General features: G+C 74.3%; 19 protein-coding genes and 2 pseudogenes. 11 read left to right on the forward strand and 10 right to left on the reverse strand.

Features of this window, described 5'->3' with window-relative positions:
• Positions 1 to 2 precede the first annotated feature (2 nt).
• Both AB0G14_RS22375 and AB0G14_RS22380 read right to left on the reverse strand, forming a co-directional pair.
• Positions 3 to 1,091 (reverse strand): zinc-binding alcohol dehydrogenase, encoded by a 1,089-nt coding sequence (locus AB0G14_RS22375; RefSeq protein ID WP_357700284.1) that lies wholly within the window; start codon positions 1,089 to 1,091, stop codon positions 3 to 5.
• The gene (locus AB0G14_RS22380; protein ID WP_357700286.1) at positions 1,084 to 2,091 is read right to left on the reverse strand and encodes a Gfo/Idh/MocA family oxidoreductase; all 1,008 of its coding nucleotides are present in this window, start codon (positions 2,089 to 2,091) and stop codon (positions 1,084 to 1,086) included. Before AB0G14_RS22380 ends, AB0G14_RS22375 begins: the two co-directional genes overlap by 8 nt.
• A 192-nt stretch (positions 2,092 to 2,283) precedes the next feature.
• Here AB0G14_RS22380 and AB0G14_RS22385 point away from each other — a divergent pair, with 192 nt between their 5' ends.
• The 5 genes from AB0G14_RS22385 to ctaD all read left to right on the forward strand — a co-directional run bounded on the left by AB0G14_RS22385 (position 2,284) and on the right by ctaD (position 8,147).
• The gene (locus AB0G14_RS22385; RefSeq protein ID WP_357700316.1) at positions 2,284 to 3,300 is read left to right on the forward strand and encodes a glucosyl-3-phosphoglycerate synthase; all 1,017 of its coding nucleotides are present in this window, start codon (positions 2,284 to 2,286) and stop codon (positions 3,298 to 3,300) included.
• Positions 3,301 to 3,373: 73 nt separating this feature from the next.
• Positions 3,374 to 4,531 (forward strand): glycosyltransferase, encoded by a 1,158-nt coding sequence (locus AB0G14_RS22390; RefSeq protein ID WP_357700289.1) that lies wholly within the window; start codon positions 3,374 to 3,376, stop codon positions 4,529 to 4,531.
• A 224-nt stretch (positions 4,532 to 4,755) separates the two neighbouring features.
• Positions 4,756 to 5,208 carry a DUF4383 domain-containing protein gene (locus AB0G14_RS22395; RefSeq protein ID WP_357700319.1) on the forward strand — a complete coding sequence of 151 codons (453 nt, stop codon included), beginning with the start codon at positions 4,756 to 4,758 and terminating at the stop codon, positions 5,206 to 5,208.
• A gap of 115 nt (positions 5,209 to 5,323) precedes the next feature.
• Positions 5,324 to 6,052, forward strand: coding sequence for an ATP-binding protein (locus tag AB0G14_RS22400; protein ID WP_357700291.1), 729 nt, complete (start codon positions 5,324 to 5,326; stop codon positions 6,050 to 6,052).
• A gap of 106 nt (positions 6,053 to 6,158) precedes the next feature.
• Complete coding sequence (gene ctaD, locus AB0G14_RS22405) at positions 6,159 to 8,147, forward strand: cytochrome c oxidase subunit I (RefSeq protein ID WP_357700293.1); 1,989 nt, start codon at positions 6,159 to 6,161, stop codon at positions 8,145 to 8,147.
• An 81-nt stretch (positions 8,148 to 8,228) separates the two neighbouring features.
• On the opposite strand, the gene AB0G14_RS22410 is transcribed toward ctaD, so the two are convergent.
• Both AB0G14_RS22410 and AB0G14_RS22415 read right to left on the reverse strand, forming a co-directional pair.
• The gene (locus tag AB0G14_RS22410) at positions 8,229 to 9,368 is read right to left on the reverse strand and encodes a SigB/SigF/SigG family RNA polymerase sigma factor (RefSeq protein WP_357700296.1); all 1,140 of its coding nucleotides are present in this window, start codon (positions 9,366 to 9,368) and stop codon (positions 8,229 to 8,231) included.
• Between the two features lie 228 nt (positions 9,369 to 9,596).
• A complete protein-coding gene (locus AB0G14_RS22415) occupies positions 9,597 to 11,009 on the reverse strand; it encodes a hypothetical protein (RefSeq protein ID WP_357700321.1) in 1,413 nt (470 codons plus the stop codon).
• Between the two features lie 199 nt (positions 11,010 to 11,208).
• On the opposite strand from AB0G14_RS22415, the gene AB0G14_RS22420 reads away from it, so the two are divergent.
• Positions 11,209 to 11,439 (forward strand): CDGSH iron-sulfur domain-containing protein, encoded by a 231-nt coding sequence (locus AB0G14_RS22420; protein ID WP_357700298.1) that lies wholly within the window; start codon positions 11,209 to 11,211, stop codon positions 11,437 to 11,439.
• A gap of 128 nt (positions 11,440 to 11,567) precedes the next feature.
• Here AB0G14_RS22420 and AB0G14_RS22425 read toward each other — a convergent pair whose 3' ends face one another.
• The 3 genes from AB0G14_RS22425 to AB0G14_RS22435 are packed head-to-tail and all read right to left on the reverse strand — an operon-like array spanning position 11,568 to position 15,597.
• Positions 11,568 to 12,665 carry an iron-containing redox enzyme family protein gene (locus AB0G14_RS22425; protein WP_357700300.1) on the reverse strand — a complete coding sequence of 366 codons (1,098 nt, stop codon included), beginning with the start codon at positions 12,663 to 12,665 and terminating at the stop codon, positions 11,568 to 11,570.
• Positions 12,666 to 12,716: 51 nt separating this feature from the next.
• Positions 12,717 to 14,480 carry a thiamine pyrophosphate-binding protein gene (locus AB0G14_RS22430; RefSeq protein ID WP_357700303.1) on the reverse strand — a complete coding sequence of 588 codons (1,764 nt, stop codon included), beginning with the start codon at positions 14,478 to 14,480 and terminating at the stop codon, positions 12,717 to 12,719.
• Complete coding sequence (locus AB0G14_RS22435; protein WP_357700305.1) at positions 14,473 to 15,597, reverse strand: Vms1/Ankzf1 family peptidyl-tRNA hydrolase; 1,125 nt, start codon at positions 15,595 to 15,597, stop codon at positions 14,473 to 14,475. The genes AB0G14_RS22430 and AB0G14_RS22435 overlap by 8 nt, the downstream gene beginning before the upstream one ends.
• 142 nt (positions 15,598 to 15,739) lie before the next feature.
• On the opposite strand from AB0G14_RS22435, the gene AB0G14_RS22440 reads away from it, so the two are divergent.
• The gene (locus AB0G14_RS22440; RefSeq protein ID WP_357700323.1) at positions 15,740 to 16,288 is read left to right on the forward strand and encodes a hypothetical protein; all 549 of its coding nucleotides are present in this window, start codon (positions 15,740 to 15,742) and stop codon (positions 16,286 to 16,288) included.
• 133 nt (positions 16,289 to 16,421) lie between these two features.
• Positions 16,422 to 17,156, forward strand: a pseudogene (locus tag AB0G14_RS22445) (alpha/beta hydrolase); the annotation flags it as partial.
• Between the two features lie 145 nt (positions 17,157 to 17,301).
• Here AB0G14_RS22445 and AB0G14_RS22450 read toward each other — a convergent pair.
• Positions 17,302 to 17,574 (reverse strand): DUF3817 domain-containing protein, encoded by a 273-nt coding sequence (locus AB0G14_RS22450; protein ID WP_357700325.1) that lies wholly within the window; start codon positions 17,572 to 17,574, stop codon positions 17,302 to 17,304.
• Here AB0G14_RS22450 and AB0G14_RS22455 point away from each other — a divergent pair.
• The 3 genes from AB0G14_RS22455 (at position 17,486) to AB0G14_RS22465 (ending at position 20,562) form a co-directional block, all read left to right on the forward strand.
• Complete coding sequence (locus AB0G14_RS22455) at positions 17,486 to 17,680, forward strand: hypothetical protein (protein ID WP_357700327.1); 195 nt, start codon at positions 17,486 to 17,488, stop codon at positions 17,678 to 17,680. The two genes, AB0G14_RS22450 and AB0G14_RS22455, sit on opposite strands and share 89 nt — an antisense overlap.
• Before the next feature lie 133 nt (positions 17,681 to 17,813).
• On the forward strand, positions 17,814 to 19,292 hold the full coding sequence (locus AB0G14_RS22460) for a glutamate--cysteine ligase (RefSeq protein WP_357700307.1): 1,479 nt from the start codon (positions 17,814 to 17,816) through the stop codon (positions 19,290 to 19,292).
• A 271-nt stretch (positions 19,293 to 19,563) separates the two neighbouring features.
• A complete protein-coding gene (locus AB0G14_RS22465; protein ID WP_357700309.1) occupies positions 19,564 to 20,562 on the forward strand; it encodes a hypothetical protein in 999 nt (332 codons plus the stop codon).
• Between the two features lie 220 nt (positions 20,563 to 20,782).
• On the opposite strand, the gene AB0G14_RS22470 is transcribed toward AB0G14_RS22465, so the two are convergent.
• Both AB0G14_RS22470 and AB0G14_RS22475 read right to left on the reverse strand, forming a co-directional pair.
• Entirely contained in the window at positions 20,783 to 22,333 is a 1,551-nt protein-coding gene (locus tag AB0G14_RS22470) for a pentapeptide repeat-containing protein (RefSeq protein ID WP_357700311.1), read from the reverse strand.
• 273 nt (positions 22,334 to 22,606) lie between these two features.
• Positions 22,607 to 22,934 (reverse strand): annotated as a pseudogene (locus AB0G14_RS22475) (hypothetical protein); the annotation flags it as partial.

A 22,934-nucleotide genomic window follows, 5' to 3' on the forward strand; every position in this document is an offset into this window, starting at 1 on the left:
TGTCAGACGGTCAGCACCACCTGGAGTTCCTGCCGGCGCCGCTCGGCCAGGTCGGTCAGCAGCGTCGGTGCCTCCTCGAACGGCACCACCGCCGACACCAGGTGCTTGCGGACCACGTCCCCGTACGCCCGCAGCAGGTCGATCGTCTCGGCGGAGAGGCGCTCACGGTCCCAGGTGGGGGCGAGCCCGCGCGGCACCCGGCCGATCTGCGCGCAGCGCAGCGACAGTCCGTTGTGGTGGAACTCCTCGCCGAACCGCACCGCGTCCGCGCCGGCCTGGTAGAAGGCCAGGTCGACGACCGTGCCCTGGGGGCGCAGCAGGCGCAGCGCGAGCTGCAACGCCCACGCCTGCCCCCGGCACTGGAACACCACGTCGGCGCCCCGGTCGCCGGGGCCGTGCGCCCAGCGGGTCTTGAGGACCACCGCCGGGTCGTGGGCCTGCGGGTCGAGGGTCTCCAGGCCGAGCGCCTCGGCGACGGCCCGCCGCTGCGGGGTCGGGTCGAGCACCACCACCGAGGCGGCGCCGTGCCGCCTGGCGAACAGGGCGGTGAGCAGGGCCACCACCCCGCTGCCGACGACGGCCACGCGGCGGCCCCGGACGCCGTCGCCCAGCGACCGCACGTCGGCGCCGTGCAGGTCGGCCGCGGCGTGCAGCACCCCGTTGGCGCAGATCGGCCCCATGTGCGCCACGTACACGCCGAGCAGCGGGTCGATGTCGTCGGGCAGCGGCACGAACCGCTCGGCGACCGGGTCGGCGACCCAGCCGGTGCGGTGGCCGTACGTCATCGCGCCGACGGTGCCCACGGCGACGGCCGGGGTGCGGCTCTCCACCACCCGGCCGACCTGCATGTAGCCCAGCCGCCTCACCGGGTACGGGGTGCTCGCCCCGCCCGGCTGGAACAGGCCGAGGTCGGCGTTCCAGGTGACGTGCAGGTAGGGGTTGGTGCCCTTGACGTAGCTCAGCTCGGTGCCGGCGGAGACGCCGCTGAACAGCGTCTCGACCCGGAACGTGCCGTCGGTCAGCTCGGCGGCGTCCTGCTCGACCAGTTCCACCCGGCCCGGGCCGCTGACCACCACCACCTTGTCACGCATCGACGGTCACCCCCGTGGCGAGCGGCGCGGCGGACGGGCGGTCCAGGCGTACGGTCCGGCCGGTGCGGGCGGAGTCGGCCACCGCGAGGGCGAGCCGCTGGGTGCCGAGCGCCTCGGCGTACGGGACGCGGACGTCGTCGCCGACCCCGCGGACCGCGTCGACGAAGGCCCGGTCCACGGCCACCCGGGCGGCGTCGGGGTCGGCGTCGAAGTGACGTTCGCCGTCGGCGTCGCGGACCACCAGGCTGTCCTCGGCCAGCGACAGGGCCAGCCCATCGGCGAGGATCTCCAGGCCGGCGCGGTGTTTCCAGCCGAGCACGCAGGCGGCGGTCAGCGTGCCGACCGCCCCGCCGGCGAAGCGCAGCGCCGCGGTGGTCACCGAGTCGATGTCGGCGCCGTCGACCGGCGGCGGCGTCCCGTTGCCGTACGCGGTGACCTCGGTCGCCTCCCCGACCAGCGACCGCACCAGGTCCAGCACGTGGGCGGCCTGCTCCACCACCGGCCCGCCGGAGCGGTCCCGCCTGGACCACCAGGCGACCGGGGGCACCTTGTCCCACCACGCGCCGCTGACCATCCGCACCGGACGGCCGGCGAGCAGCTCCCGCGCCTGCTGCACCACCGGCAGGTACCGCCAGTGGTGCCCGACGCCGGTGAGCAGCCCCCGGCGGGCGACCAGGTCGGCGATCCGCTCGGCCGTGGCCAGGTCGACCGCGACGGGCTTCTCCACGAACATCGGCACCCCGGCCGCGATCACCGCCTCCTCCGCCGGGCCGTGCGCGAACGGCGGCACGCAGACGTACACCGCGTCCGGCCCGGCGGCCAGCAGGTCCTCCACGTCGTCGAACGTCCGGGCGCCGTGCGCGCCGGCCAGTTCCGCCGCCGCCGCCGGGACCACGTCGGTCACCCCGAGCAGTTCCACGTCCGCGAAGCCGCCCAGCACCCGGGCGTGGCGTTGCGCCACCCCGCCGGCCCCTACCAGTCCCACCCGGCACGTGCGCATGTAAAAGCCCTTCCGCCACGGTTTCACGTTCCGTCGAGTGCACTCCCCCCGCATGGGCGCAATCAAACGTTCACCAGGGGGGAACCCGGCCGCGTGACCTCCGTGATCAAGCTGTTAGGCATGCTGCGGTTAGCGCGAGCGCAGTAGTGGGAAAAACAGAACGGGTTTTTCCGCCACGATCAGGGGGTGCCTGTGCGGAATACGGAGACGATGGTTTCACCGGTGGTGGAGGCCTGGGCCACCTACCGCACCACGTCCGCGGCCGACTGGCCGGCGCGGCGGCTGCTGCGCGCGAAGGGCGACAGCAGGGTCAGCGTGGTCCTGCCGGCCCGCAACGAGGAGGCAACGGTCGGCGCGATCGTGTCGACGATCCGGGAGCACCTGATGGACCGGGTGGCCCTGGTGGACGAACTGATCGTGGTGGACTCGCGCTCCACCGACCGTACGGCGCAGGTGGCCCGCGCCGCCGGCGCGGAGGTGGTCGGCCAGGACGCGATGACCCGGGGGCTACCCCGGCTGACCGGCAAGGGCGACGCGCTCTGGGCCGGGCTGGCCGCGGCCGAGGGGGACGTCGTCGCGTTCGTCGACGCCGACCTGCGGGAGTTCCGCGCCCACTTCGTGACGGGGCTGATCGGCCCGCTGCTGACCGACCCGTCGGTCGACTTCGTCAAGGGCTTCTACCACCGCCCGTTGGTCGGAACGACCGGGGTGGAGGCCGACGGCGGGGGTCGGGTGACGGAACTGATGGCCCGGCCGATACTCAACCTGTTCTGGCCGGAGCTGGCAGGCTTCGTCCAGCCGCTCGCCGGTGAGTACGCCGGCCGCCGGGAGGTGCTGGAGCGGGTGCCGTTCGTCTCCGGCTACGGGGTGGAGACGGCGATGCTGATCGACCTGCTCGACCTCGTCGGGCTGGACGCGCTGGCCCAGGTGGACCTGGGCGAGCGCAAGCACCGCCACCAGGACACCGCCGCGCTGGGCCGGATGTCGGCCCAGATCATGCTCACCGCCTGGTCGCGGTTGCAGCGACGCGGCTGGGCGGCCCCGGGCGCGATGCCCGCCGCCCTGCTGACCCAGTTCCGGCGCGGCGGCTCCGACGCGCTGCCCAACCTGGACCGGGAGATCGTCGTCAGCGACGTCTCCATCGAGGAGCGACCGCCCCTGGCGGAGCTGCGGCACCGGATCCCCCGCCGACGGGTGGCCGCGGCGTGACCGCCCGGCCGCACCATCGCACAGGTGACCGGTCGCGGACGGCCCAGGGCCCCGCCGAGGGAAGGAACCCCGCATGAGCCTCACCGTCCTGATGAACGCCGGTCCGTGGCTGTCCGTGCCGCCGCCCGGCTACGGCGGCATCGAGAACGTGATCGCGACGCTGGTGCCGGAGCTGCGCCGCCTCGGCGTACGGGTGGTGCTCGCGTCGGTCGACAGCAGCACCCTGCCGGTCGACGAGAAGCTGTCCGTCTTTCCCGACGGACAGTTCCACGCGCTGCAACGGCCGTACAACCAGGTCTGCGGCATCTCCCAGGCGCACCTGAACGGGGTGGTGCGCGCGCTGCACTCCCGCGACGACATCGACCTGGTGCACGACCACGTGGAGGCCGTGGGCCTGGCCACCCTCGCCGCGATGGGCCCGGACGCCCCGCCGGCGCTGCACACGCTGCACTGGGACCTGGCCAAGCACCCGGCGCTCTACGGCAACCTGGACGGCGGCGACCGGGTCCGGGTCAACGGGGTGTCCGCCTCGCAACTGGCCCGCGCGCCCCGGGCGCTGCGGGAGCACTCCGTGGGGCACGTGCACCTGTCGACCCCCCTCGCCGTCGACGCCGACCGGCGGCCGGGCGCGGACAAGGGCGACCACCTGGTCATCCTGGGCCGGATCAACCCCGGCAAGGGCCAGGACCTGGGGGCCCGCCTCGCGCACCGCGTGGGGGTGCCGCTGGTGCTCGCCGGGCCCGTCGGGCCGTACCACCGGCCGGAGGACCTGGCCGCCGCCGGGGACGAGGCACGACAGAACCCGGACGTCCGGTTCTTCTACGACGAGGTGGCACCGCACGTCGACGGCGACCTGGTCCGCTGGGTGGGCACCGTGGCCGGGCAGGAGCGCGACGACCTGCTGGCGGGCGCCCGTGCCTCGCTGTTCCCGCTGCGCTGGGAGGAGCCGGGCGGCACGGCGGTGGTCGAGTCGCTGGCCCTGGGCACGCCCGTGGTGGCGACGGCGCGGGGCTGCCTGCCCGAGCTGATCGAGCACGGCCGCACCGGCCTGCTCACCACCGACGAGGACGAGCTGGCCGACCTGCTGCTGGCCGCCAGCCTCCTCGACCCCGACGAGTGCCGACGCGAGGCCGCGGCGCGCTTCACCCCCGCCGTGATGGCGGAGCAGTACGTGGGCCTCTACGAACGGGTCCGCCAGCTGGCCGCCGCACCGCGGCTGCAACCGGTCTGATCCCACGCTCCCGGCGGGGGCCGGTGCGCCTGACAGGCGGGCCGGCCCCGGGCGTCGCGTGCCCGGGGCGCCGGAGGGATACCAGGAGGTTCGCCGGGGCGACTCCGGTCGTCTCGTGCCGGCACGAGACGAGCCGTCGGCGGCGGGTTTGGCGGGACGAGGACCGGGAAGGCGCGGACGGCTCAGCGTTCCCGCACAGTGAGGAGACGGCGGTGACCGGTCCCATGGCGCACTCTCGCGCCCGGCGCAACCCGGCCGACGGCAAGGCGCCCGTCCGGCGGGCCGCCGCCGCCGTGGCGGTGGTCTTCCTCCTGGTCGGCGTGCTCGGCTTCGTGCCGGGGGTCACCAGCGATTTCGGTGACCTGCGGTTCGCCGGGCACGAGTCCGACGCCAAGCTGCTCGGCCTCTTCCAGGTCTCGGTGCTGCACAACATCGTCCACCTGCTCTTCGGGGTGGCGGGGCTGGCGCTGGCCCGGACAATCTCCGGCGCCCGCACCTTCCTGGTCGGCGGCGGAGCGATCTACCTGGTGCTCTGGCTCTACGGACTGGTCGTCGACCACGACAGCGGGGCCAACTTCGTCCCGGTCAACAACGCCGACAACTGGCTGCACCTGTTCCTCGGCGTCGGCATGATCGCGCTCGGCGTGCTGACCACGCGGGGGCAGCCCCGCCGGTGACGCACCGCGAGCGGCGGGCGGCCGTGACCGCCGTCGGGGTCGCCCACGTTCCGGTTTGACTCCCCCGGTGCCCGGGTAGTTCGCAGGTCCCCGACCACGCGAAGCGAGGGCGCACATGTCGAGCCGGATCACCTGCGAGGTGCGCGACGCGTCCCCCGTGACCGTCGTACGGCTCCGCGGCGGCCTCGATGTCGGCACCATGCGCTCGGTGCACACCGTGCTGGCGGAGTGCCTGGCCGCCCAGCCCGACGCCCTCGTGGTCGACCTGACCGACGTCACCGTCCGTGACCGGCTCGCGCTCTCGGTCTTCGCGGCCGCCGCCCGGCGCGCCGCCGACTGGCCGGCGGTGCCGGTCGTGCTCTGCGCCCCGCCGTCGGAGGCGGCGGACTGGCTGGCGGAGTCGACCGCCTGCCGGGTGGTGCCGGTGCGCCGCGACTGCGAGGAGGCCACCCGGGTGGCGAACGCGGCGGTGGCGCCCCGGCTGCGGGCCCGGCTCGAACCGGTGGCGGAGGCCTGCCGGCGGGCCCGCGAGCTGGTCGCCGACGCGTGTGCCCGGTGGAACCTGCCGCAGGCGGCCGGCCCGGCCTCGCTGGTGCTCAGCGAACTGGTCGGCAACGTGGTCCGGCACGCCGGGACCCCGATGCAGGTGACGCTCACCCTGCGCCAGCCGTACCTGCACCTCGCGGTGGTGGACGGCTGCCGGGCCTCGGCCCGGGCCGGCTCCCCCGAGCTGCTGGCGGAGGGCGGCCGTGGCCTGATGCTCGTCCGCGAGCTGGCCCAGCGCTGGGGCAGCGTGCCGGCCGGCGACGGGAAGGTCGTCTGGGCCGTACTGCCCGCCAATTGACCGAAATTACCGCTCTAGCCTGAATAGCCGCTGTCGCCTGGTTACATGGGCAGAGGGGCGGGTAGGCACGCCGTCCTGTCTGTCGTCATGGCGGGGTGAGAGTCACATGCCCAAGCGGGTAACCACGGAACCTCCACGCGACCGGGGCCCGGCGATCCTGGCACCGGCACGCTTCGGCGGCTTCCCCGGGCCGCTGCGCAAGTCGGTCCCCGGCGGGACCCTGATCCGGTTCCTGGCCACCACCGACCACAAGCAGATCGGCGTGCTCTACCTGCTCACCTCGTTCGGCTTCTTCCTGGTCGCCGGGGTCGAGGCGATGCTGATGCGGGCCGAGCTGGCCCGACCGGGCCTGCAGTTCCTCGCCCCCGAGCAGTACAACCAGCTGTTCACGTCGCACGGCGCGGTGATGCTGCTGCTGTTCGCCACCCCGGCGGCGTTCGGGTTCGCCAACTACATCGTGCCCATCCAGATCGGCGCGCCCGACGTGTCGTTCCCCCGGCTCAACGCCCTCGCCTACTGGCTCTACCTGTTCGGCGGCCTGATGGTGATCGGCGGCTTCGCTCTCCCGGGCGGCTCCGCCGACTTCGGCTGGACCGCGTACACGCCGCTGAGCAGCGCGGAGCACTCCCCGGGCGTCGGCGCGAACATGTGGGTGGTCGGCCTGGTCATCTCCGGGCTGGGCACCATCCTCGGCGCGGTCAACCTGATCACCACGATCCTGACCCTGCGCGCGCCCGGCATGACCATGTTCCGGATGCCGATCTTCACCTGGAACATGCTGTTCACCAGCGTGCTGGTGCTCCTGGTCTTCCCGCTGCTCGCCGCGGCGCTGCTGGCGCTGGCCGCGGACCGACTGCTCAACGCGCAGGTCTTCACCCCGGAGAACAACGGGTCGATGCTCTTCCAGCACCTGTTCTGGTTCTTCGGCCATCCCGAGGTCTACATCATCGCGCTGCCGTTCTTCGGCATCATCACCGAGATCATCCCGGTCTTCGCCCGCAAGCCGATCTTCGGCTACACCGGTCTGGTGCTGGCCACCATGGCGATCACCGTGCTGTCGATGACCGTGTGGGCGCACCACATGTTCGCCACGGGCCAGGTGCTGCTGCCGTTCTTCAGCATCCTGAGCTACCTGATCGCGGTGCCCACCGGGGTGAAGTTCTTCAACTGGATCGGCACGATGTGGAAGGGACAGCTCACCTTCGAGACGCCGATGCTGTTCGCGATCGGCTTCCTGGTCACCTTCCTCTTCGGCGGCCTCACCGGGGTGCTGCTGGCCAGCCCGCCGGCGGACTGGCACACCCACGACACGTACTTCGCCGTCGGGCACTTCCACTACGTGCTCTTCGGCACGGTGGTCTTCGCCCTCTTCGGCGGCTTCTACTTCTGGTGGCCGAAGATGACCGGGCGGCTGCTCGACGAGCGGCTCGGCAAGGCCCACTTCTGGACCATGTTCCTCGGCTTCCACGGCACCTTCCTCGTCCAGCACTGGCTGGGCAACGAAGGCTTCCCCCGCCGGTACGTCGACTACCTGCCGAGCGACGGCTTCACCGCGCTGAACACCTTCTCCAGCATCTCCGCGTTCGTGCTCGGCGCGTCCACCCTCTTCTTCATCTGGAACGCGTGGAAAACCTGGCGGTACGGCGCCATGGTGGCGGTCGACGACCCGTGGGGCTACGGCAACTCCCTGGAGTGGGCCACCACCTGCCCGCCGCCGCTGCGCAACTTCGACCGGATGCCCCGGATCCGCTCCGAGCGGCCCGCGTTCGACGCCAAGTACGGCCCGCTGGTCGCCGACCTCGGCCGGGACCTGCCCCAGCGCACCACCAAGCCGCCGCAGCAGTTCCGCGAGGAGCTGCACCGCGAGAAGCACCTGCCCGAGGCGCCGGCCGCCGAGGGGGCGCACGGCGCACGGGAAGCGGCCGGCTATCACCCCGCGCCGCAGTCCGGGGCCCGGCCGGTGGACGTGCCGGAGCCCGAGGAGGTGCGCCGGCCCAGCTTCGAGTACACCGAGCCGGAGGAGGCCCGGCTCGAACCGCCGGAGAAAGACCGCTGGCGGCACCCGCGCGAGCCCGACGACACCCCGGAGCGCTGAGCGGGCGTACGCGAAAGGGGCCGGCGCACCGTGCGCCGACCCCTTTCCGTCGTCTGGCCGGCAGGCAGGCGCCGGCGCGCGTCAGTTGTCGCGCGTCGGGGCCAGTCCCGCCGCGGTGAGCGAGCGGCGCACCGCCGGCTGGACCCGGGTCAGCCGCAGCGGCACCCCGGTGCGGGCGGCGGCCTCGCGACCGGCCATCAGCGCGGCGATGCCGCCGGCGTCGAAGCCGCCCGCGCCGACCAGGTCCACCACCACCTCGGCGGGCTGGCCGGTCACCGCCTCCAGCATGGCCCTGCGGAGCTGGTCCGCGCCGTCCCGGTCGACCTCCCCGCCGACCTCCACGACCACCCGGTCGCCGTTCTGCTTCACGGAGATGCGGGTCTTCGTGCTGTCCGACTCGGCCGCGCCGTTCTGCCACGGCGGCGGGGCGTCGGCGAGCATCGCCTGGCGCAGCCAGGTCAGCGCCCGCGACAGCAACCGCGAGACGTGCATCTGGGAGATGCCGAACCGGGCGGCGATCTCCGCCTGGGTCTGGTTGCCGTAGAAGCGCATGGCCAGGATGCGCCGTTCCCGCCAGGGCAGCCGATGCAGCAGCCCGCTGACGGTCACCCGGTCGTCGACGGACTCCAGCGCGTTGTCGGACTCGCCGACCAGGTCGCCGAACTCGGCCGAACTCTCCCCGCCGACGGGGGCGTTGAGCGAGGCCGGGCTGTAGCCGGCCGCCGACTCCAGAGCGGCCAGGATCTCCTCCTCCGGCGTCTCCAGCCGCGCCGCCAGCTCGGCGACCGACGGGGCCCGGGACAGCTCACTGGTCAGCGCGGCGGTCGCCTGCCCCACCTCCAGGATCAGGTCGCGCAGCCGGCGGGGCACGTGCACGCCCCAGGTGCGGTCGCGGAAGTGGCGCTTGATCTCGCCGACGATGGTGATCGCGGCGTACGCGGTGAACGATCCCCGCTCGGGGTCGTACCGGTCGACGGCGTTGACCAGGCCGAGGCGGGCGACCTGCTCCAGGTCCTCCAGCGGCTCCCCCCGCCCCCGGTACCGGCGGGCGAGTCGGCCGGCGAACGGCAGGGCGAACCGGACCAGGTCGTCACGCGCCTCCTGGCGCCGTTCGGGCGGAAGACCCTCGATCCGGGCCGCGTACGCCAGCGCGGCCGCGTCCAGGTCCTCCAGGCCCCGATCGGTCGGAGGTGGTGTGGTTGTGGTGCTCTGTCCGAACATCCGCGCCTCCCTCAGGAAGGTCCCCCGCCCGGATTCAGGAAACCGGTCGTGCGCGCGCGTGGTCGCACCACGCACCGGGCCGAAAGTGGGTCACATGACTGGGATGCCAGCGGGCGACGACGCCGCGCCGGACGGCGTGATCAGGCCGTCGCAGCCAGCGGTGTTCCCGCTCCGTAGGTACTCAATCACGGGACCCCGGTTTCGCGAGGATGTTTCGACAGGGCTGGTTCAACAGATCAGCAACCCCTGGTGGGCGCCGCTGTCCCGCAGTGCCGCGAGTGCCTCGGCGACGGTCATCGACGGCGGCGTCGGCAGGTCGTACGGCTGGGCCCGCAGCACCTCGGTGGCCCGGCGGGTGGGCACGGAGGTGACCGGGTAGCCCCGCGCCGAGGTGCGGTCCAGCGCCCGCCGGCGGCGGCCGAAGCCGGCGACGGCCAGCCACTGCGGCAACCCGGCCAGCGCCGGCGACCGCAGGCCGGGCGGCTCGGGCAGGACGTCCACCGAGCTGAACGGCTCGCTGCCGGCGAGCCACCACTCCACCCCCTCCACGCTGCGTCGGGTGGCGTTCTCGCACCAGTACGGCACCATCCCGGCCCGCACCACCTGCCACGGGTCGAGCAGCCGGCCGCACTCCACCACCAGCCGGTTTCCGGTCTTGCCGGCCGCGCGCAGCCAGCGCCGGTACAGGTCGGCGGTCGCGGCGCTCAGCGCGCCCGGCCGCGGGACGAGCACACGGTGCAGCGGATGCCGGTGCCGGGCGGTCCACTCCCGGGCACTGTCCTCGAAACCGGGCTCCACGCCGTGTTCGGCCGGGGCGGGTGGCGCGCAGACCTCCGGCGGCTGCCAGTGCGCGCCGTCCCCGCCGGCGGAGCGGAGCACCTGGCGCAGGGCGTGGCTGTCCGGGTGAAAGTCCACCGGGTCCAGGCCGCTGCCCGGGCAGCCGACCTGGAAGCTGTGGCCGGGCGCGGAGTCGAACACCGGCCAGGTGCGGACGTCGCGCAGCAGCAGCACCGGTGCGTCCGGCTCCAGCAGGTCGGCCAGGAACCGCGCGTACGCGGCCGGCAGGGACCGCCACCGGGCCGTGAGCGACACCGTGGCGCCGGCCAGCGCGCCCCGGCTGGCGGGGCAGTGCACCTGGCGTACGTGCAGGTCGGGGTTGTCGGCGAGCAGGCGGGCCGTCAGCGCCGCTCCGTGGTCGAGGGCGGCCTGCGGCCTGTCCACGGCGCCCTGGGCCCAGTGCACGCTCATCTCGAACCCGGCGGGCAGCCAGGGCACGCCGAGCGCCATCGCCAGGTGCGCGGCGGCCCCGTGCGGGGAGCCGAGCAGGGCGCCCGGGTAGCGGCGGCGGGGGTACTGGTCGGCGAACCAGCGGGCGATCCGCTCGGCGTCGACCTCGGCCGTCTGGCCGGGGGTGAGCGCCACCCGGCCGGCGGCCCGGACCACCGCCGCCCGCCGGACCGGCTCGGGCGCGCCGGTGAACCGCGACAGTGGGCCGGGGTGTCCGGGGTGTCCCAGGTCGGCGCAGTCGGTGCCGCGCAGCGCCCGCGCGGTGGCGGCCACCAGGACCCGGGCCGCGCTGCCGGCGGCCACCACCCGGTCGCCCGCCAGTCCGGCACCGTCGGCCGTGAGCCCCTTGCGCACCTTGTGCACCGGCCCCACCTTGCCTCGTTCGCTCACCACGCGGCCCGGCTTCCCGTCCCGATGGGGTTCAAACGGGGCATCCCCCACCGGGCGGGAGTAATCAGAAGATCCGGGCGGTTGCCGCCGTCCCCGCCGGCAGCCCGGCACCCGAGCCGTGACCAGGGGTTTCGGCGCCGGGACGGCGGGCACATGAGCGCCCATGCGCGCAGACGACGACACGCCCGCCGCGGCGGCCACCATCACCCCGTACCAGGACGGCCCGCTGCTGGTCCGGGGCGACTTCGTCCTGCTCACCCCGGACGGCGAGACCATCGACGCGCGGCGGGGCACGGTGGCGCTGTGCCGGTGCGGCAAGTCCGCGCTCAAGCCCTTCTGCGACGGCACGCACAAGGCGATCGGCTTCCGCGCCGGCACCACCCGCCAAACCTGACCCCGCCCCCACCCCGCGATCTTGCACTTGGTGCCCCGACGAATCGGGGATGAACAACCCGTCACGGGGCCGAAGTGCAAGATCGACGAGCGGTGGATCGGGGAGACGCGGAGGGCGGGCCGCGCGGGTCAGGCCACGGCGGTGACCGGCGCGGCCATCCCGCCGGGCCGCGAGGACTTCCGCAGGGTGGCCCGGGGCGGGCCGGGGGTCGGGCGCAGCGAGGTGCGGCCGGCGGCCCAGGCGTCGAGCAGGTGCGCGGCGAAGAGCCGGTCCACCGCTAGCGCGGCGGCGGCACCGAGGAGCACGTCGGGGGCGAGGCCCGGCTCCACCCGGACCAGGCCGCCGCACAGGTCGTGCGCGGCGATCTGCTCGTGCACCGCGTCGGCCTCCACGTGCTCGTCGTAGAAGCGGGTGGCCGCCTCGTCCAGGCCGAGCCGGCGCAGCCCGTTGCCGTACCGGCGGTTCGGCAGCGACGAGGTCATCTCGTACGCGGCGAGGTGCCCCAGCAGCGCCCCACGCAGCCGCCGGTGCAGCCCGAACAGCGACATCAGGTTGTTGGTGGCCAGGGTGACCGCCGGCACCGCGTCCAGGTGGGCGGCGTATCCGGTGTCCAGCCCCAGGCGGTCCAGGGTCACCCGGAACAACTCGGCGTGCATCCGGTCCAGCCGCCCGTTGCCGTACTCGTCCGTCTGGATCTCCACCAGGGCGGCCTTCGCCGGTCCGCCGAGGCGCGGCAGGGCCCAGCTGTGCGGGTCCGCCTCCCGCAGGTGGTAGATCGAGCGGTGGGTGACGAACTCCCGGAACTGCGCCAGCGACGCCCGGCGCTGGAGGTGCCCGGCGAGCGACGGCCCGGCGTCCGCAGCGACCACGTCGGCGAGCGCGGCCGGCACGCCGTCGGGCAGCACCGCCGGCAGCGGCCCCACGAGCGCCCGCACCGCCGCCTCGAAGACCCGTTCGGCGTACGCGCGCAGCGCGAGCAGGGACGGCTGCCACTCCCAGTCGTCGTCGACGCCCCGCCAGCCCCGGTAGTGCAGCTCGTAGCAGCAGAAGAGGGTGAGCTGGAGGTCCTCGTCGGTGAGCGGGTCGACCGGGTCGAGCCGAGCACCGAGCCCGGCCGGCAGGTCGTGCGGCTCCTGCCGCAGCGCGTCCAGCACCGCCGCCGAGACCGGTCCGCGGGGCTCCGGCAGGCGCGCGGGACCGTACCGGCGATCGGTGGGCTCGGACAAGGCGACCTCCCGCGTCTGACTGCCGGTCCTCAGTGCCCGCCCGCCGGGCGGCTAAACGAGGTCTTCGGCCTCCACGGCCACCCCGGTGGTCAGCATCCGGTCGCGGACCCGCCGGGCGGCGTCGCCATCGGCGAAGACGCCGCGCAGGTCCGCGAACGCGGGCTCGGGGGGCGCCAACCGTACCGCCGGGTCGACCACCGCCTCCACCACGCACGGGCGGTCGGCGGCGAGCGCCTCGTCCCAGGCCGCCCCCACCAGCTCCGGCCGGTCGACCCGCACCCCGTGCAGCCCGAGCAGGCGGGCCCAGCCGGCGTACGGGACGTCGGGGCGGCGGCGCGTCGGGTCGGTGGACGGCGGGCGGCCGCCGCCCATGCCGGACTGGTCCCGGTTGTTGAGCACCAGCACGACCAGCCGGGGATCGCGCCACTCCCGCCAGTGGTGCGCCACGGTGATCAGCTCCGCCAGCCCGTTGAGCTGCATGGCGCCGTCGCCGAGCAGGGCGATCACCGGCTCGTCCGGAGCGGCGAGCTTGGCCGCCACCGCGTACGGCAGGGCGCAGCCCATCGAGCCGAGGGTGCCGCAGAGCTGCGCGTTCACCCCGGGGGGCAGTTCCAGGTGCCGGGCGTACCAGTAGATGACCGAGCCGACGTCCACCGCGACCGCCCCGCGCCGGGGCAACCGGCTGGCGAGCTCCTGCACCACGAGCTGCGGGTTCACCGGCTCGGCGGGGGCGGCGGCCCGGTCGGCGCGTTCAGCCCGCCAGCGGTCGACCGAGCCCTCCACGGTCTCCCGCCAGCGGGCGTTGGGCCGGTCCGGCACCCTGGCCAGCAACGCCCGCAGCGTCTCCGCGGCGTCCCCCACCAGCGGCACGTCCACCGGGTAGCGGGTGCCGATCCGGCGCCCGTCGATGTCGATCTGCACGGTGCGGGCCTGCCCCGGCATCGGGAAGTAGTCCGTCCAGGGGTCGTTCGTGCCGACCAGCAGCAGCGTGTCGCAGCCGCCCATCAGCTCGGCGGCGGCCGAGGTGCCGACCTCGCCGAGCACGCCCGCGTGGAAGGGCAGCCGCTCGTCGAGCACCGGCTTGCCGAGCAGCGAGGCCGCCACCCCGGCGCCGAGCCGGTCGGCGAGGGCGACGATGTCCTCCGCCGCGCCCCGCGCGCCCTGCCCGACCAGGATGGCGGTGCGCTGGCCGTTGGCGAGCAGTTGGGCGGCCGCCTCCAGGTCGACCTCGTGCGGCAGCACCCGGGCCAGTGGCTCCCCCGGCGTCGCCGCGAACACGCCGGCCGCGTGCGCTTGCAGGTCGGGCACCGCGCTCTCCTGCAACTGGCGCGGCAGCACCACGCAGACCGGGCTGCGGGTGGCCGCGGCGGTGCGGAACGCCTGGTCGAGCAGGGCCGGCACTCCGACGGGGGTGCGGCCGTACCGGACGAACTGGTTGCACGCGTCGGCGAACAGCCGGCTCAGCCCGATCTCCTGGTGAGCGCCGCCGAGCGGGCCGGAGACGTCCTCGCCGACGATGGCCACCACCGGCTTGCTGTCCAGCTTGGCGTCGTAGAGCCCGTTGAGCAGCTGGACGGCGCTCGGCCCCTGGGTGGCCAGGCAGACCCCGATCCCGCCGGTGAACTTGGCGTGCCCGGTGGCCATGTAGGAGGCGGTCTCCTCGTGCCGGGCGGGGACGAACGCCGGGTCCCCGCCCGAGGCGTCGAGCGCCTCGACCACCGGGGCGATGGCCTCACCGGGGTAGCCGAAGACGCGCGGCACCCGCCAGGCGCGCAGCCTCTCGACCACCAGGTCGGCCACCGTCCGCTCAGGCATTGCCACGCCCCGGCGTGGCGGCGTCGACGTACCGCAGCACCGCCCCGACGCCGTCGGTCAGCTCCGGCGCCTCGTCCGGGCCGAGCACGGTCAGCTCGGCGTCGGTGCCGACCAGGGCGCGCACGAGCGCGGCGTCGGCGCGGACCTTCTCCGGGTCGCGCACCGACATGTCGGCGAGCTGCCGCGGGTCGGTGGCGATCGCCGTCGGGTCCGGCCCGATCCACAGCTCCCCGGTCGCCGACGGGTCGTCGACGATGAGCATGGTGTCGACCTGGTTGCGTTGCAGCGCGGAGACCACCGCCTCCAGCCCGGCGCCGACGTCCTCCTGCATGCCGAACCGGTCCAGCGCGGCGGTGATCCGCTGGTCGGCCACCTCGGCGATGGTCTGCACGGTGAGGTCGTCCAGGAGCGTCTGGTCGGCGCCGCCGGCCCGGGAGCCGGCGTCGGTGCGGACCACGACGTCCTGCCAGCGTTGCGGCATCTGGGCGGCGATCACGCCGGTGGCCCGCACGTCGCCGGCGACCACCACCACGTCCGCGCCGACCTTCTCGGCCAGCTCCACCGTCGCCGCGGTGACGTCGCCGGCGTTGTGGTGCCAGGCCTCCATGGCGGCGCGCTGGTACCGCGACTGGGACCAGCCGCCGGGCTTCACCCGGCGCAACTGGAAGTCCTCCCGGCCGGTCACGTGGGCGCGGCGCGGCACGCCGCCGGCGCTGATCGCCATGGCGTCGGCCCCGGTCCGGTCGGCCAGCACCCGCACCCACGCCACCTGCTCGCCGCGCTGCGCCAGCAGCGGCATCACGTGCGGCAGCGGGGTGAACGCGGCGAGGTCCCGCAGTGGCGGGGCGGAGAGGTACTCCGACAGCACCACCCGGCCCCGGGTGCCGAAGACCGCCAGGCCGTAGTCCCCCGGCATCGGGTCGTGCCCGCGGACGACCCGTTCGACCGCGTCGATCGTGTCCACGTCGGCGCGCTGTTCCTGGAGTTGGTTGCGCAGGCCCCGCCACCGCAGATCGAGCGCCGGGTGGGCGTCCTGGGTGTTGGCGGAGGCGTCCAGGTACACCGAGACCCACGGCCCCGGCCGGTCGTAGAGCGGGCGCAGGAAGGACAGCTGCATGCTCGACCCCTTTCCAGCTCGGCCCCCCGCTTACCCGCGCCGGTCCGGTTGTCACCTGGCCGCCGTGAGCGCGTGACCAGGATTCATTCACGTCGTTCAGGCCGGATGGCCGATACCATCGGTGAACGCAACCGGACTCTGGGTGGTGACCATGGACAGCGACCTCCATATCCGGCGGATCGTCCACCCCACCGGCCGGATCGTCACCGGGCGGGTCGTCCGCCTGCTCGACGGCTACCCGCGCGAGGTGCGGATCGGCCAGCCGGTGCTGGTCGCGGTGCTCGCGGCGGCCGGAGTGGCCGGGCTGCTGGCGGCGGTGGTCCGGTCCCTGTTCTCTGCCGGCTCCGGCGCGGCCCGCCGGCGGTTCAAGGACCTGAAGAAGGGCCCGGAATACCTGGTCACCCCGGTGCGGCTGCGCGACTCCGCCGGGCAGCTCTGCGAGGTCGAGCTGCACGGGCACCTGCCGCAGAGCGCCCTGCACCCCGCCGACCACGTTCAGCTCACGCTGCGCCGGCAGGGCGACCCCGACCTGCCGCCGAAGATCGAGCGGATCGTCAACCTGACGACCGGGCAGCTGCTCACCCCGCGCACCGCCACGCTGTGGTCGCACCTCGGGCCGCCGCTGCTGCTCCAGGCGGCACTGGGCGGGCTGCTGGTCGCCGCCCTGCTGGCCTGGGCCGCGACCAGCTGAGTCACGCGCCCGGCGCCGGTCTGGCTCGCACGCCCGGCGCTGACCCGACGTCTCGCGCCCGGCGCCGGCCTGGCTCGCGCGCCGGCGCCGATCTGACGTTTCGCGCCTCGCGCGCCCGGGCACCGCAGGCGCCATGTTCGCCGGATTCACGCTCGACGAGATCGACCTCGGGCCGGTACGCCTGCGCGTACGCCACGGCGGGTCCGGGTCGCCGGTGGTGCTGCTGCACGGCCATCCCCGCACCCACGCCACCTGGCACCGGGTGGCGCCGCTGCTCGCCGAGCGGCACACGGTCATCTGCCCGGACCTGCGCGGCTACGGCGGCTCGTCGACGCCGCCGAGCACCCCCGACCACGCGCCGTACTCGAAGCGGGCGATGGCGGGCGACGTCGTGGCGCTGCTCGACGCCCTCGGCCACGACCGCGCGGCCGTGGTGGGGCACGACCGGGGCTGCTACGTGGCGATGCGCACCGCGCTGGACCACCCCGACCGGGTCAGCCGCCTCGGGGTGCTCGACGGGGTGCCGATCGGGGAGGCCCTGGCCCGCGCCGACGCCCGGTTCGCCGCCCGGTGGTGGCACTGGTTCTTCCTCGGCCAGCTCGACAAGCCGGCCGAGCAGGTGATCAACGCCGACCCGGACGCCTGGTACGGCGGCTCCCCCGCCGAGATGGGCGAGGAGGCGTACGCCGACTACCGCCGGGCCATCCACGACCCGGCGACCGTGCACGCCATGTGCGAGGACTACCGGGCGGGCCTCGGCCCGGACCGGGCTGCCGACGACGCCGACCGGGCCGCCGGCCGGCGGATCAGCTGCCCGGTGCTCTTCCTGTGGTCCACCCGGGACGACATGGTGGACCTCTACGGCGACCCCGCCGCGATCTGGCGGGAGTGGGCCGACGACGTGCGGGCCGCACCCCGGTCGAGTCGGGCCACCACATGGCCGAGGAGGCGCCGGAACAGCTCGCCGCCGAGCTGTCCGCCTTCCTCGCCGGGTAGCCGCCCGCTCGGGCGGGTCAGCCGACCGGGGCGGCCTCGCGGGCGGGCTCGCGGGCGGCGTCGAGCATGCCGCGCCGCCGCGCCCAACGCTCGAAGGCGAGCGTGGCGAAGGGCGGCACGGCACAGGCCAGGGCCACCCCGGTGGCCAGCAGACTCCACCGGCGCAGGCGGGCCACCGCGAGCACCAGCACGCCGTACGCGATGAACAGGCCGCCGTGGATCGGCCCGAAGACCTGCACGCCCAGCTCGTTGGCGGGCGGGCCGTACTTCACCGCCATGCCGGCCAGCAGGGCGGCCCAGGAGATCGCCTCGGCGATCGCCGCCACCACGAACAACCGGGTCACCTTCTCGCGCATCAGCATCTCCACCTCTCGCCGCCGGCCATGCTATCGGTGACCCCGGGCGCGACCGGCACGCGGGCGACGGGGATCACCGGGAGCCCCGCTGGGTAGAGAAGAGGTCTCAGGTCTTCCCCGGCCCCGACGCGGCGTGCGAGGTTTAGGGGACCAGCGGTGACAGGGTGGTGACCATGGGCGAGGAAGTCGGCGTGCGGACCTTCAGTCGCGAGGATCGGGCCCGCTACCGGGAGAAGGTGCGCCGCTGCCTCGACGTGTTCGCCGAGATGCTGCGCGAGTCGCGGTTCGACGTCGACCGGCCGATGACCGGGTTGGAGATCGAACTCAACCTGGTCGACGGCGACTCGATGCCCGCCATGCGCAACGTCGACGTGCTGGCCGCCGTCGCCGACCCGAGCTTCCAGACCGAGCTGGGCCAGTTCAACGTGGAGATCAACGTGGCGCCCCGCCGGCTGACCGGCACCGGCACCGCCGAGTTCGAGGAGCACGTGCGGGCCAGCCTGAACGCCGCCGAGCAGAAGGCCCGCGCGATCGGCGCCCACATGGTCATGATCGGCATCCTGCCGACGCTGCGCCCCGAGCACCTGACCGCGGCGACGCTGTCGGCCAACCCCCGCTACGAGCTGCTCAACGAGCAGATCTTCGCGGCCCGGGGCGAGGACCTGCGGATCGCGATCAACGGGGTGGAGCGGCTCGCCGTCACCGCCGACACGATCACCCCGGAGGCGGCCTGCACCAGCACCCAGTTCCACCTGCAGGTCAGCCCCGCCCAGTTCGCCGACTACTGGAACGCCGCCCAGGCGATCGCCGGCGTCCAGGTGGCGCTCGGCGCCAACGCGCCGCTGTTCTTCGGCCGCGAGCTGTGGCGGGAGACCCGCATCCCGCTGTTCCAGCAGGCCACGGACACCCGCGCCGAGGAGATCAAAGCGCAGGGCGTACGCCCCCGGGTCTGGTTCGGGGAACGCTGGATCACCACCGTGTTCGACCTGTTCGAGGAGAACGTCCGCTACTTCCCGGCGCTGCTGCCGGTCTGCGACCCGGAGGACCCGGCCGAGGCCCTCGCCGCCGGCGGCGTGCCCAAGCTCGCCGAACTGCGCCTGCACAACGGCACCGTCTACCGGTGGAACCGGCCCGTCTACGACGTGCTCAAGGGTCGCCCGCACCTGCGGGTGGAAAACCGGGTGCTGCCGGCCGGGCCGACCGTGCTCGACACCATCGCCAACGGCGCCTTCTACTTCGGCCTGGTCCGGGCGCTCGCCGAGGCCGACCGGCCACTGTGGTCGCAGATGTCCTTCAGCGCCGCGGAGGAGAACTTCACCAGCTGCGCCCGTCACGGCATCGACGCCCAGGTCTTCTGGCCCGGCCTGGGCTACCTCCCCGTCACCGAGCTGGTGCTGCGGCGACTGCTGCCGCTGGCCCACCACGGGCTGGACCGGTGGGGCCTGGACCCGGGCGAGCGCGACCGACTGCTCGGCATCATCGAGCAGCGCTGCCTGACGGGGCGCAACGGCGCGAGCTGGCAGGTGGAGACCCTGCACCGGCTGGAGTCCACCGACCACCTCGACCGGCCGGAGGCGCTGCGCGAGGTGGTGCGGCACTACGTGACGCTAATGCACAGCAACCGGCCGGTCCACGAGTGGCCGCTGCCCTGATCAGGGCGGGCCGGGCGACCGGCGGGATCGGCGCGGGCACTCTGGGGCACAGGTCGATCACCCAGCGCGATTGCGCAGGGCGGAAGAACCCCCGGGACCGGAAGCGCCCCATGATGAGACGCGGACATCGATCCCGCACGATTCGTTGCTGGTAGGAGGGGTCGGGCGGGTGCGTCCAGGCCGACCGGTGACCCCCGTTCGCCGGTCGCGGGCGGCGTTGCCAACATCGGCGGTCGCGCCCGGGTTCCACCCCCCACCCTGAGGAGCGCACGTGACGCAGACCCAGCGGTCCCCCCAGCAACCCGACGTACCCGTCCGGATCCGACCCGACACCACGCAGACCGGCACGTCCGCGTTCGTCACCGGGCACTTCCCCCGGCGGCGCGGGCTGATCATCCTGCTCAGCGTCCTCGGCGGCTTCCTGCTGACCGTGATCTGGTCGGCGGAGTTCGTCGACCGGACCATCGGCGACAACGTCGCCAACACCCTGCTCGGCCACGACGCCAAGGAGACCCCCATCCAGGGCGTCGCGGCCGGCGTGCTGTTCGCCTTCGTCTCCGGGATCGCCGGCACGTTCACCGCCTGCAACATCGCCGCGTTCGGCGCCCTCGCCCCGCTGACCGGCACCACCGGCAGCAGGCTCAGCAGGTTCGTGCAGCCGCTGAAGCCACTGGGCTGGATGTCGGTCGGCATGATCGCGGTGTCGGCCACGTACGGCGCGATCGTGGGCTTCGTCGGAACGTCGATGCCGCAGTTCTCCACCGCCAGCAACAGTCCCGGCAGCCTGTCGCCACGGAGCATCCAGTCGATGGTGGTCTTCGGCCTGATCGGGCTCATCATGATCTACCTCGGCCTGGCCGCACTCGGCGTGGTGCCGGATCCGTTCGCCCGGATCGCCCAGCAGTACCCGAACGCGCCGATGGTCTTCATGGGCGCGCTGATCGCCGGCTTCCTCATCGGCCGGCCGTTCGCGCTGTTCCGGCAGATGTTCCGCGACGCCGCCGAGAGCGGCAACCCGCTCTACGGGGCCGCCGCGTTCACTCTCCAGTCGATCGGCAACATCGTCATCATGGCGGTGCTGTTCCTGCTGCTGGCCTGGCTCGCCGGTTCCCGCCTGCAACGGTGGTTCAGCGCCCGGCCGACCCGACTGGCGACCCTGACCGCGGTCGCGTTCATCGTGGCCGGCGCCTTCACGTTCCTCTACTGGGACGTGCGGATCCTCGCCCGCCGCGAGATCATCCCCTGGTATCCGACGGCCCCCTGGTCCTGACCGACCCGGGCTCGGGACCGGTGCGGCGCCGCCCCGGTCCCGAGCCGCCGGCGCAGATCGGTCCCGACTGCTCGGCCGCGCGGTCGAGGTCGCCGACAAGCGCGCCATGCCCTGGCGCCGATGGCGCCCCCGGCCCCGCCTTGACGGGCCGACGGCCCGCCCAGCCCCCGCCGGATGCGCGGACTCGGATCCGGGCGCGGGGCGGACGGGCCGCGCCCGCTCAGTTCTGTCCCGCCGGTGCCCGGTCCTCGGCAGGGTCGACGACGACGCCGGCGTGGAACACGACGCCGTCGAGCACCTCCCGGACCCCGCGCCACCGGTCCAGCCGCGCCCCGGTGAAGGTGGCCTCGCCGTGGAACGACGCGCGCCCCTCGGACCCACCCAGCCGGAAGGCGGCACCGTCGAACGTGCTGTCGTCGAACCGGGTGGCGCCGTGGAACTGGGCGGCGGTGAAGTCCGCGTACCCCGCGTGGCAGCCGTGCAGGTCGAGGTCGAGCAGCGTCGCGCCGCACAGCGACAGGTTCATGCCCGGCCAGTGCCTCGGCCCGTCGGGGGTGGCGGCCACCGGGCGCAGCCGCTCGGCGAGCAGCCGTTGCGCGTCGCGTCGCAGCGCCGACTCCCCGGCCTCGGCGGGGCCCAGGTCGCCGCGCACGTCGAACGGCAGCGGCCCGCGCAGGTATCCGCAGACGGTGTCGACCACCCGCTGGCGCAGCTCCGGTCGCGCGTCGCCCAGCTCGCCGAGGGCGCGCAGCCCGGCGTGGCGGACGGCGGGGTCGCCGTCGCCGAGCTGCCGCGCGTAGGGCGACACGGATTCGTCCGGCACGAGCACGCCCGTGCCGTCCGGCCCCGGCCGGGACGTCCAGCCGAGGGGCCAGCTCACCGGCTCACCGGCCGCGCCGGCCCACTGTGCGCCGCTGAGGTCCACCGTGGGCTGGTCGAGTCGCACCGCCGCGCCGAACCGGGCGTCCCGGAACGTCGCCTCCCCACCGAACCGGGCCTTGCAGAACCAGGCCGGGCCGACGAAGCGGGCCTGCCGGAACGACGCGGTCCCGGCGAAGCGTGCCCCGTCCCCGCCTTCCTCCCAGCTCTGGTAGTCCCCCATCAGCACCGCGACGGGCCAGCCCGGGTCGTCCTCGTTCGGCTCGTCCCACGGCGCGGGCCGGACGTCCTCGATCGCGTCCCAGGCCGGATCGTCCTCCCACAACTCGTCCTCGCCCCGCCCGAACCACGCCATGCCGGCGAACTCCACCCGGTCGAAGCCGGCCCGTCCCCGGAACCGGGCACGCCCGAACGCCGCGTCGGCGGCGAACACCGCCCCGTCGAACCGGGCCTCGCCCTGGAAGAGCGCGCGGGCGAAGTCCGCGTCGCCGGTGAACCGGGCGCCGGCGAACGAGGTCGAGCCGAGGAACCGCGTGTCGGCGAACCGGGCCCCGGCCAGCTCGCAGCCGCCGAGGTCCGCGTCGATCAGGGACGCCCCGGACAGGTCCACGGCGAGCCCCGGCGGCGTCGCGTCGCCCGCCCCGGCCGGGCGCAGCAGCCCGGCGAGCACCCGCAACGCCGCCCGCCGCGCGTGGGCGTCCCCGCCGTCGGCGGCGCCGGGCGTCCGCAGCCAGGCGCAGATCGCGTCAGCCACGTCCTGGCGCAACGTCGGGTCGGTCGCGCCGAGGTCGGCCAGCCGCCGCAGGGCTTCCTCGCGCGCCGCGCCCGTCCCCTCCGCCACCTGCCGTGCGGCGACCCGGCACGCCTCGACACCGGCCTCCTCGGTTGCCACGCGACCCTCCCAGCGGGGTGACTGTCCCGCCACCCGGTACCCGCCGCCGGGACCGTCCCGGGGCGCGGGCGCAGGATAGCCGGGGGCGGTGACAAGTCGCCGTGGCCCGGGAGGGTCCCGGCCGGGGGTGCCCCGCCGGCCGGCATCGAACCTCGGCCGGCGCGACGCCGTCACCGGCGCGCTCCGGTCGAGTTCGATCAGACGCCGGCTACGGGAAGGGACCACACGCGCAGAGCCCCGGCCACGGGCCGGGGCTCTGCTGGTCATGTTTCTTTACGCCGGGGAGAGACCTTCCGCGAAGTCGTAGAGGCTCTTGATGTCATTGTCGAAGTACGGGCCGTCGAATTGTCCGTTGCCCGGATTGTCGCCGTGACTCACGACGCTGTTGACGTATCCGAGGCCGTTCTGGTCGTTGTATTCCTGAAGCCAAGGGCCGCCGCTGGAGCCGTAGGTCATGTTGCACCACATCCGGATCTGCTGGCCGCCGGCGTACCACGTGCCACTCTGGTGACTGGTCAGGTGCTCGTCGGCGGGTCGGCTTGACCTGGGGCGTTCGGGTTGGATCATGGTTGGGTGTGCGGAACGCCGTCGATCGTGGAGC

The organism is Micromonospora sp. NPDC023814 (assembly GCF_040639595.1).
In the GTDB taxonomy this organism is placed as follows: domain Bacteria; phylum Actinomycetota; class Actinomycetes; order Mycobacteriales; family Micromonosporaceae; genus Micromonospora.

Coding starts and splice junctions, on each gene's coding strand:
- AB0G14_RS22460 (WP_357700307.1), top strand. CDS start 17,814: ATGGGCGAGGAAGTCGGCGTGCGGACCTTCAGTCGCGAGGATCGGGCC.
- AB0G14_RS22375 (WP_357700284.1), bottom strand. CDS start 1,091: ATGCGTGACAAGGTGGTGGTGGTCAGCGGCCCGGGCCGGGTGGAACTG.
- AB0G14_RS22435 (WP_357700305.1), bottom strand. CDS start 15,597: ATGCAGCTGTCCTTCCTGCGCCCGCTCTACGACCGGCCGGGGCCGTGG.
- ctaD (WP_357700293.1), top strand. CDS start 6,159: ATGCCCAAGCGGGTAACCACGGAACCTCCACGCGACCGGGGCCCGGCG.
- AB0G14_RS22390 (WP_357700289.1), top strand. CDS start 3,374: ATGAGCCTCACCGTCCTGATGAACGCCGGTCCGTGGCTGTCCGTGCCG.
- AB0G14_RS22430 (WP_357700303.1), bottom strand. CDS start 14,480: ATGCCTGAGCGGACGGTGGCCGACCTGGTGGTCGAGAGGCTGCGCGCC.
- AB0G14_RS22410 (WP_357700296.1), bottom strand. CDS start 9,368: ATGTTCGGACAGAGCACCACAACCACACCACCTCCGACCGATCGGGGC.
- AB0G14_RS22420 (WP_357700298.1), top strand. CDS start 11,209: ATGCGCGCAGACGACGACACGCCCGCCGCGGCGGCCACCATCACCCCG.
- AB0G14_RS22400 (WP_357700291.1), top strand. CDS start 5,324: ATGTCGAGCCGGATCACCTGCGAGGTGCGCGACGCGTCCCCCGTGACC.
- AB0G14_RS22380 (WP_357700286.1), bottom strand. CDS start 2,091: ATGCGCACGTGCCGGGTGGGACTGGTAGGGGCCGGCGGGGTGGCGCAA.
- AB0G14_RS22455 (WP_357700327.1), top strand. CDS start 17,486: ATGAACAGGCCGCCGTGGATCGGCCCGAAGACCTGCACGCCCAGCTCG.
- AB0G14_RS22395 (WP_357700319.1), top strand. CDS start 4,756: ATGGCGCACTCTCGCGCCCGGCGCAACCCGGCCGACGGCAAGGCGCCC.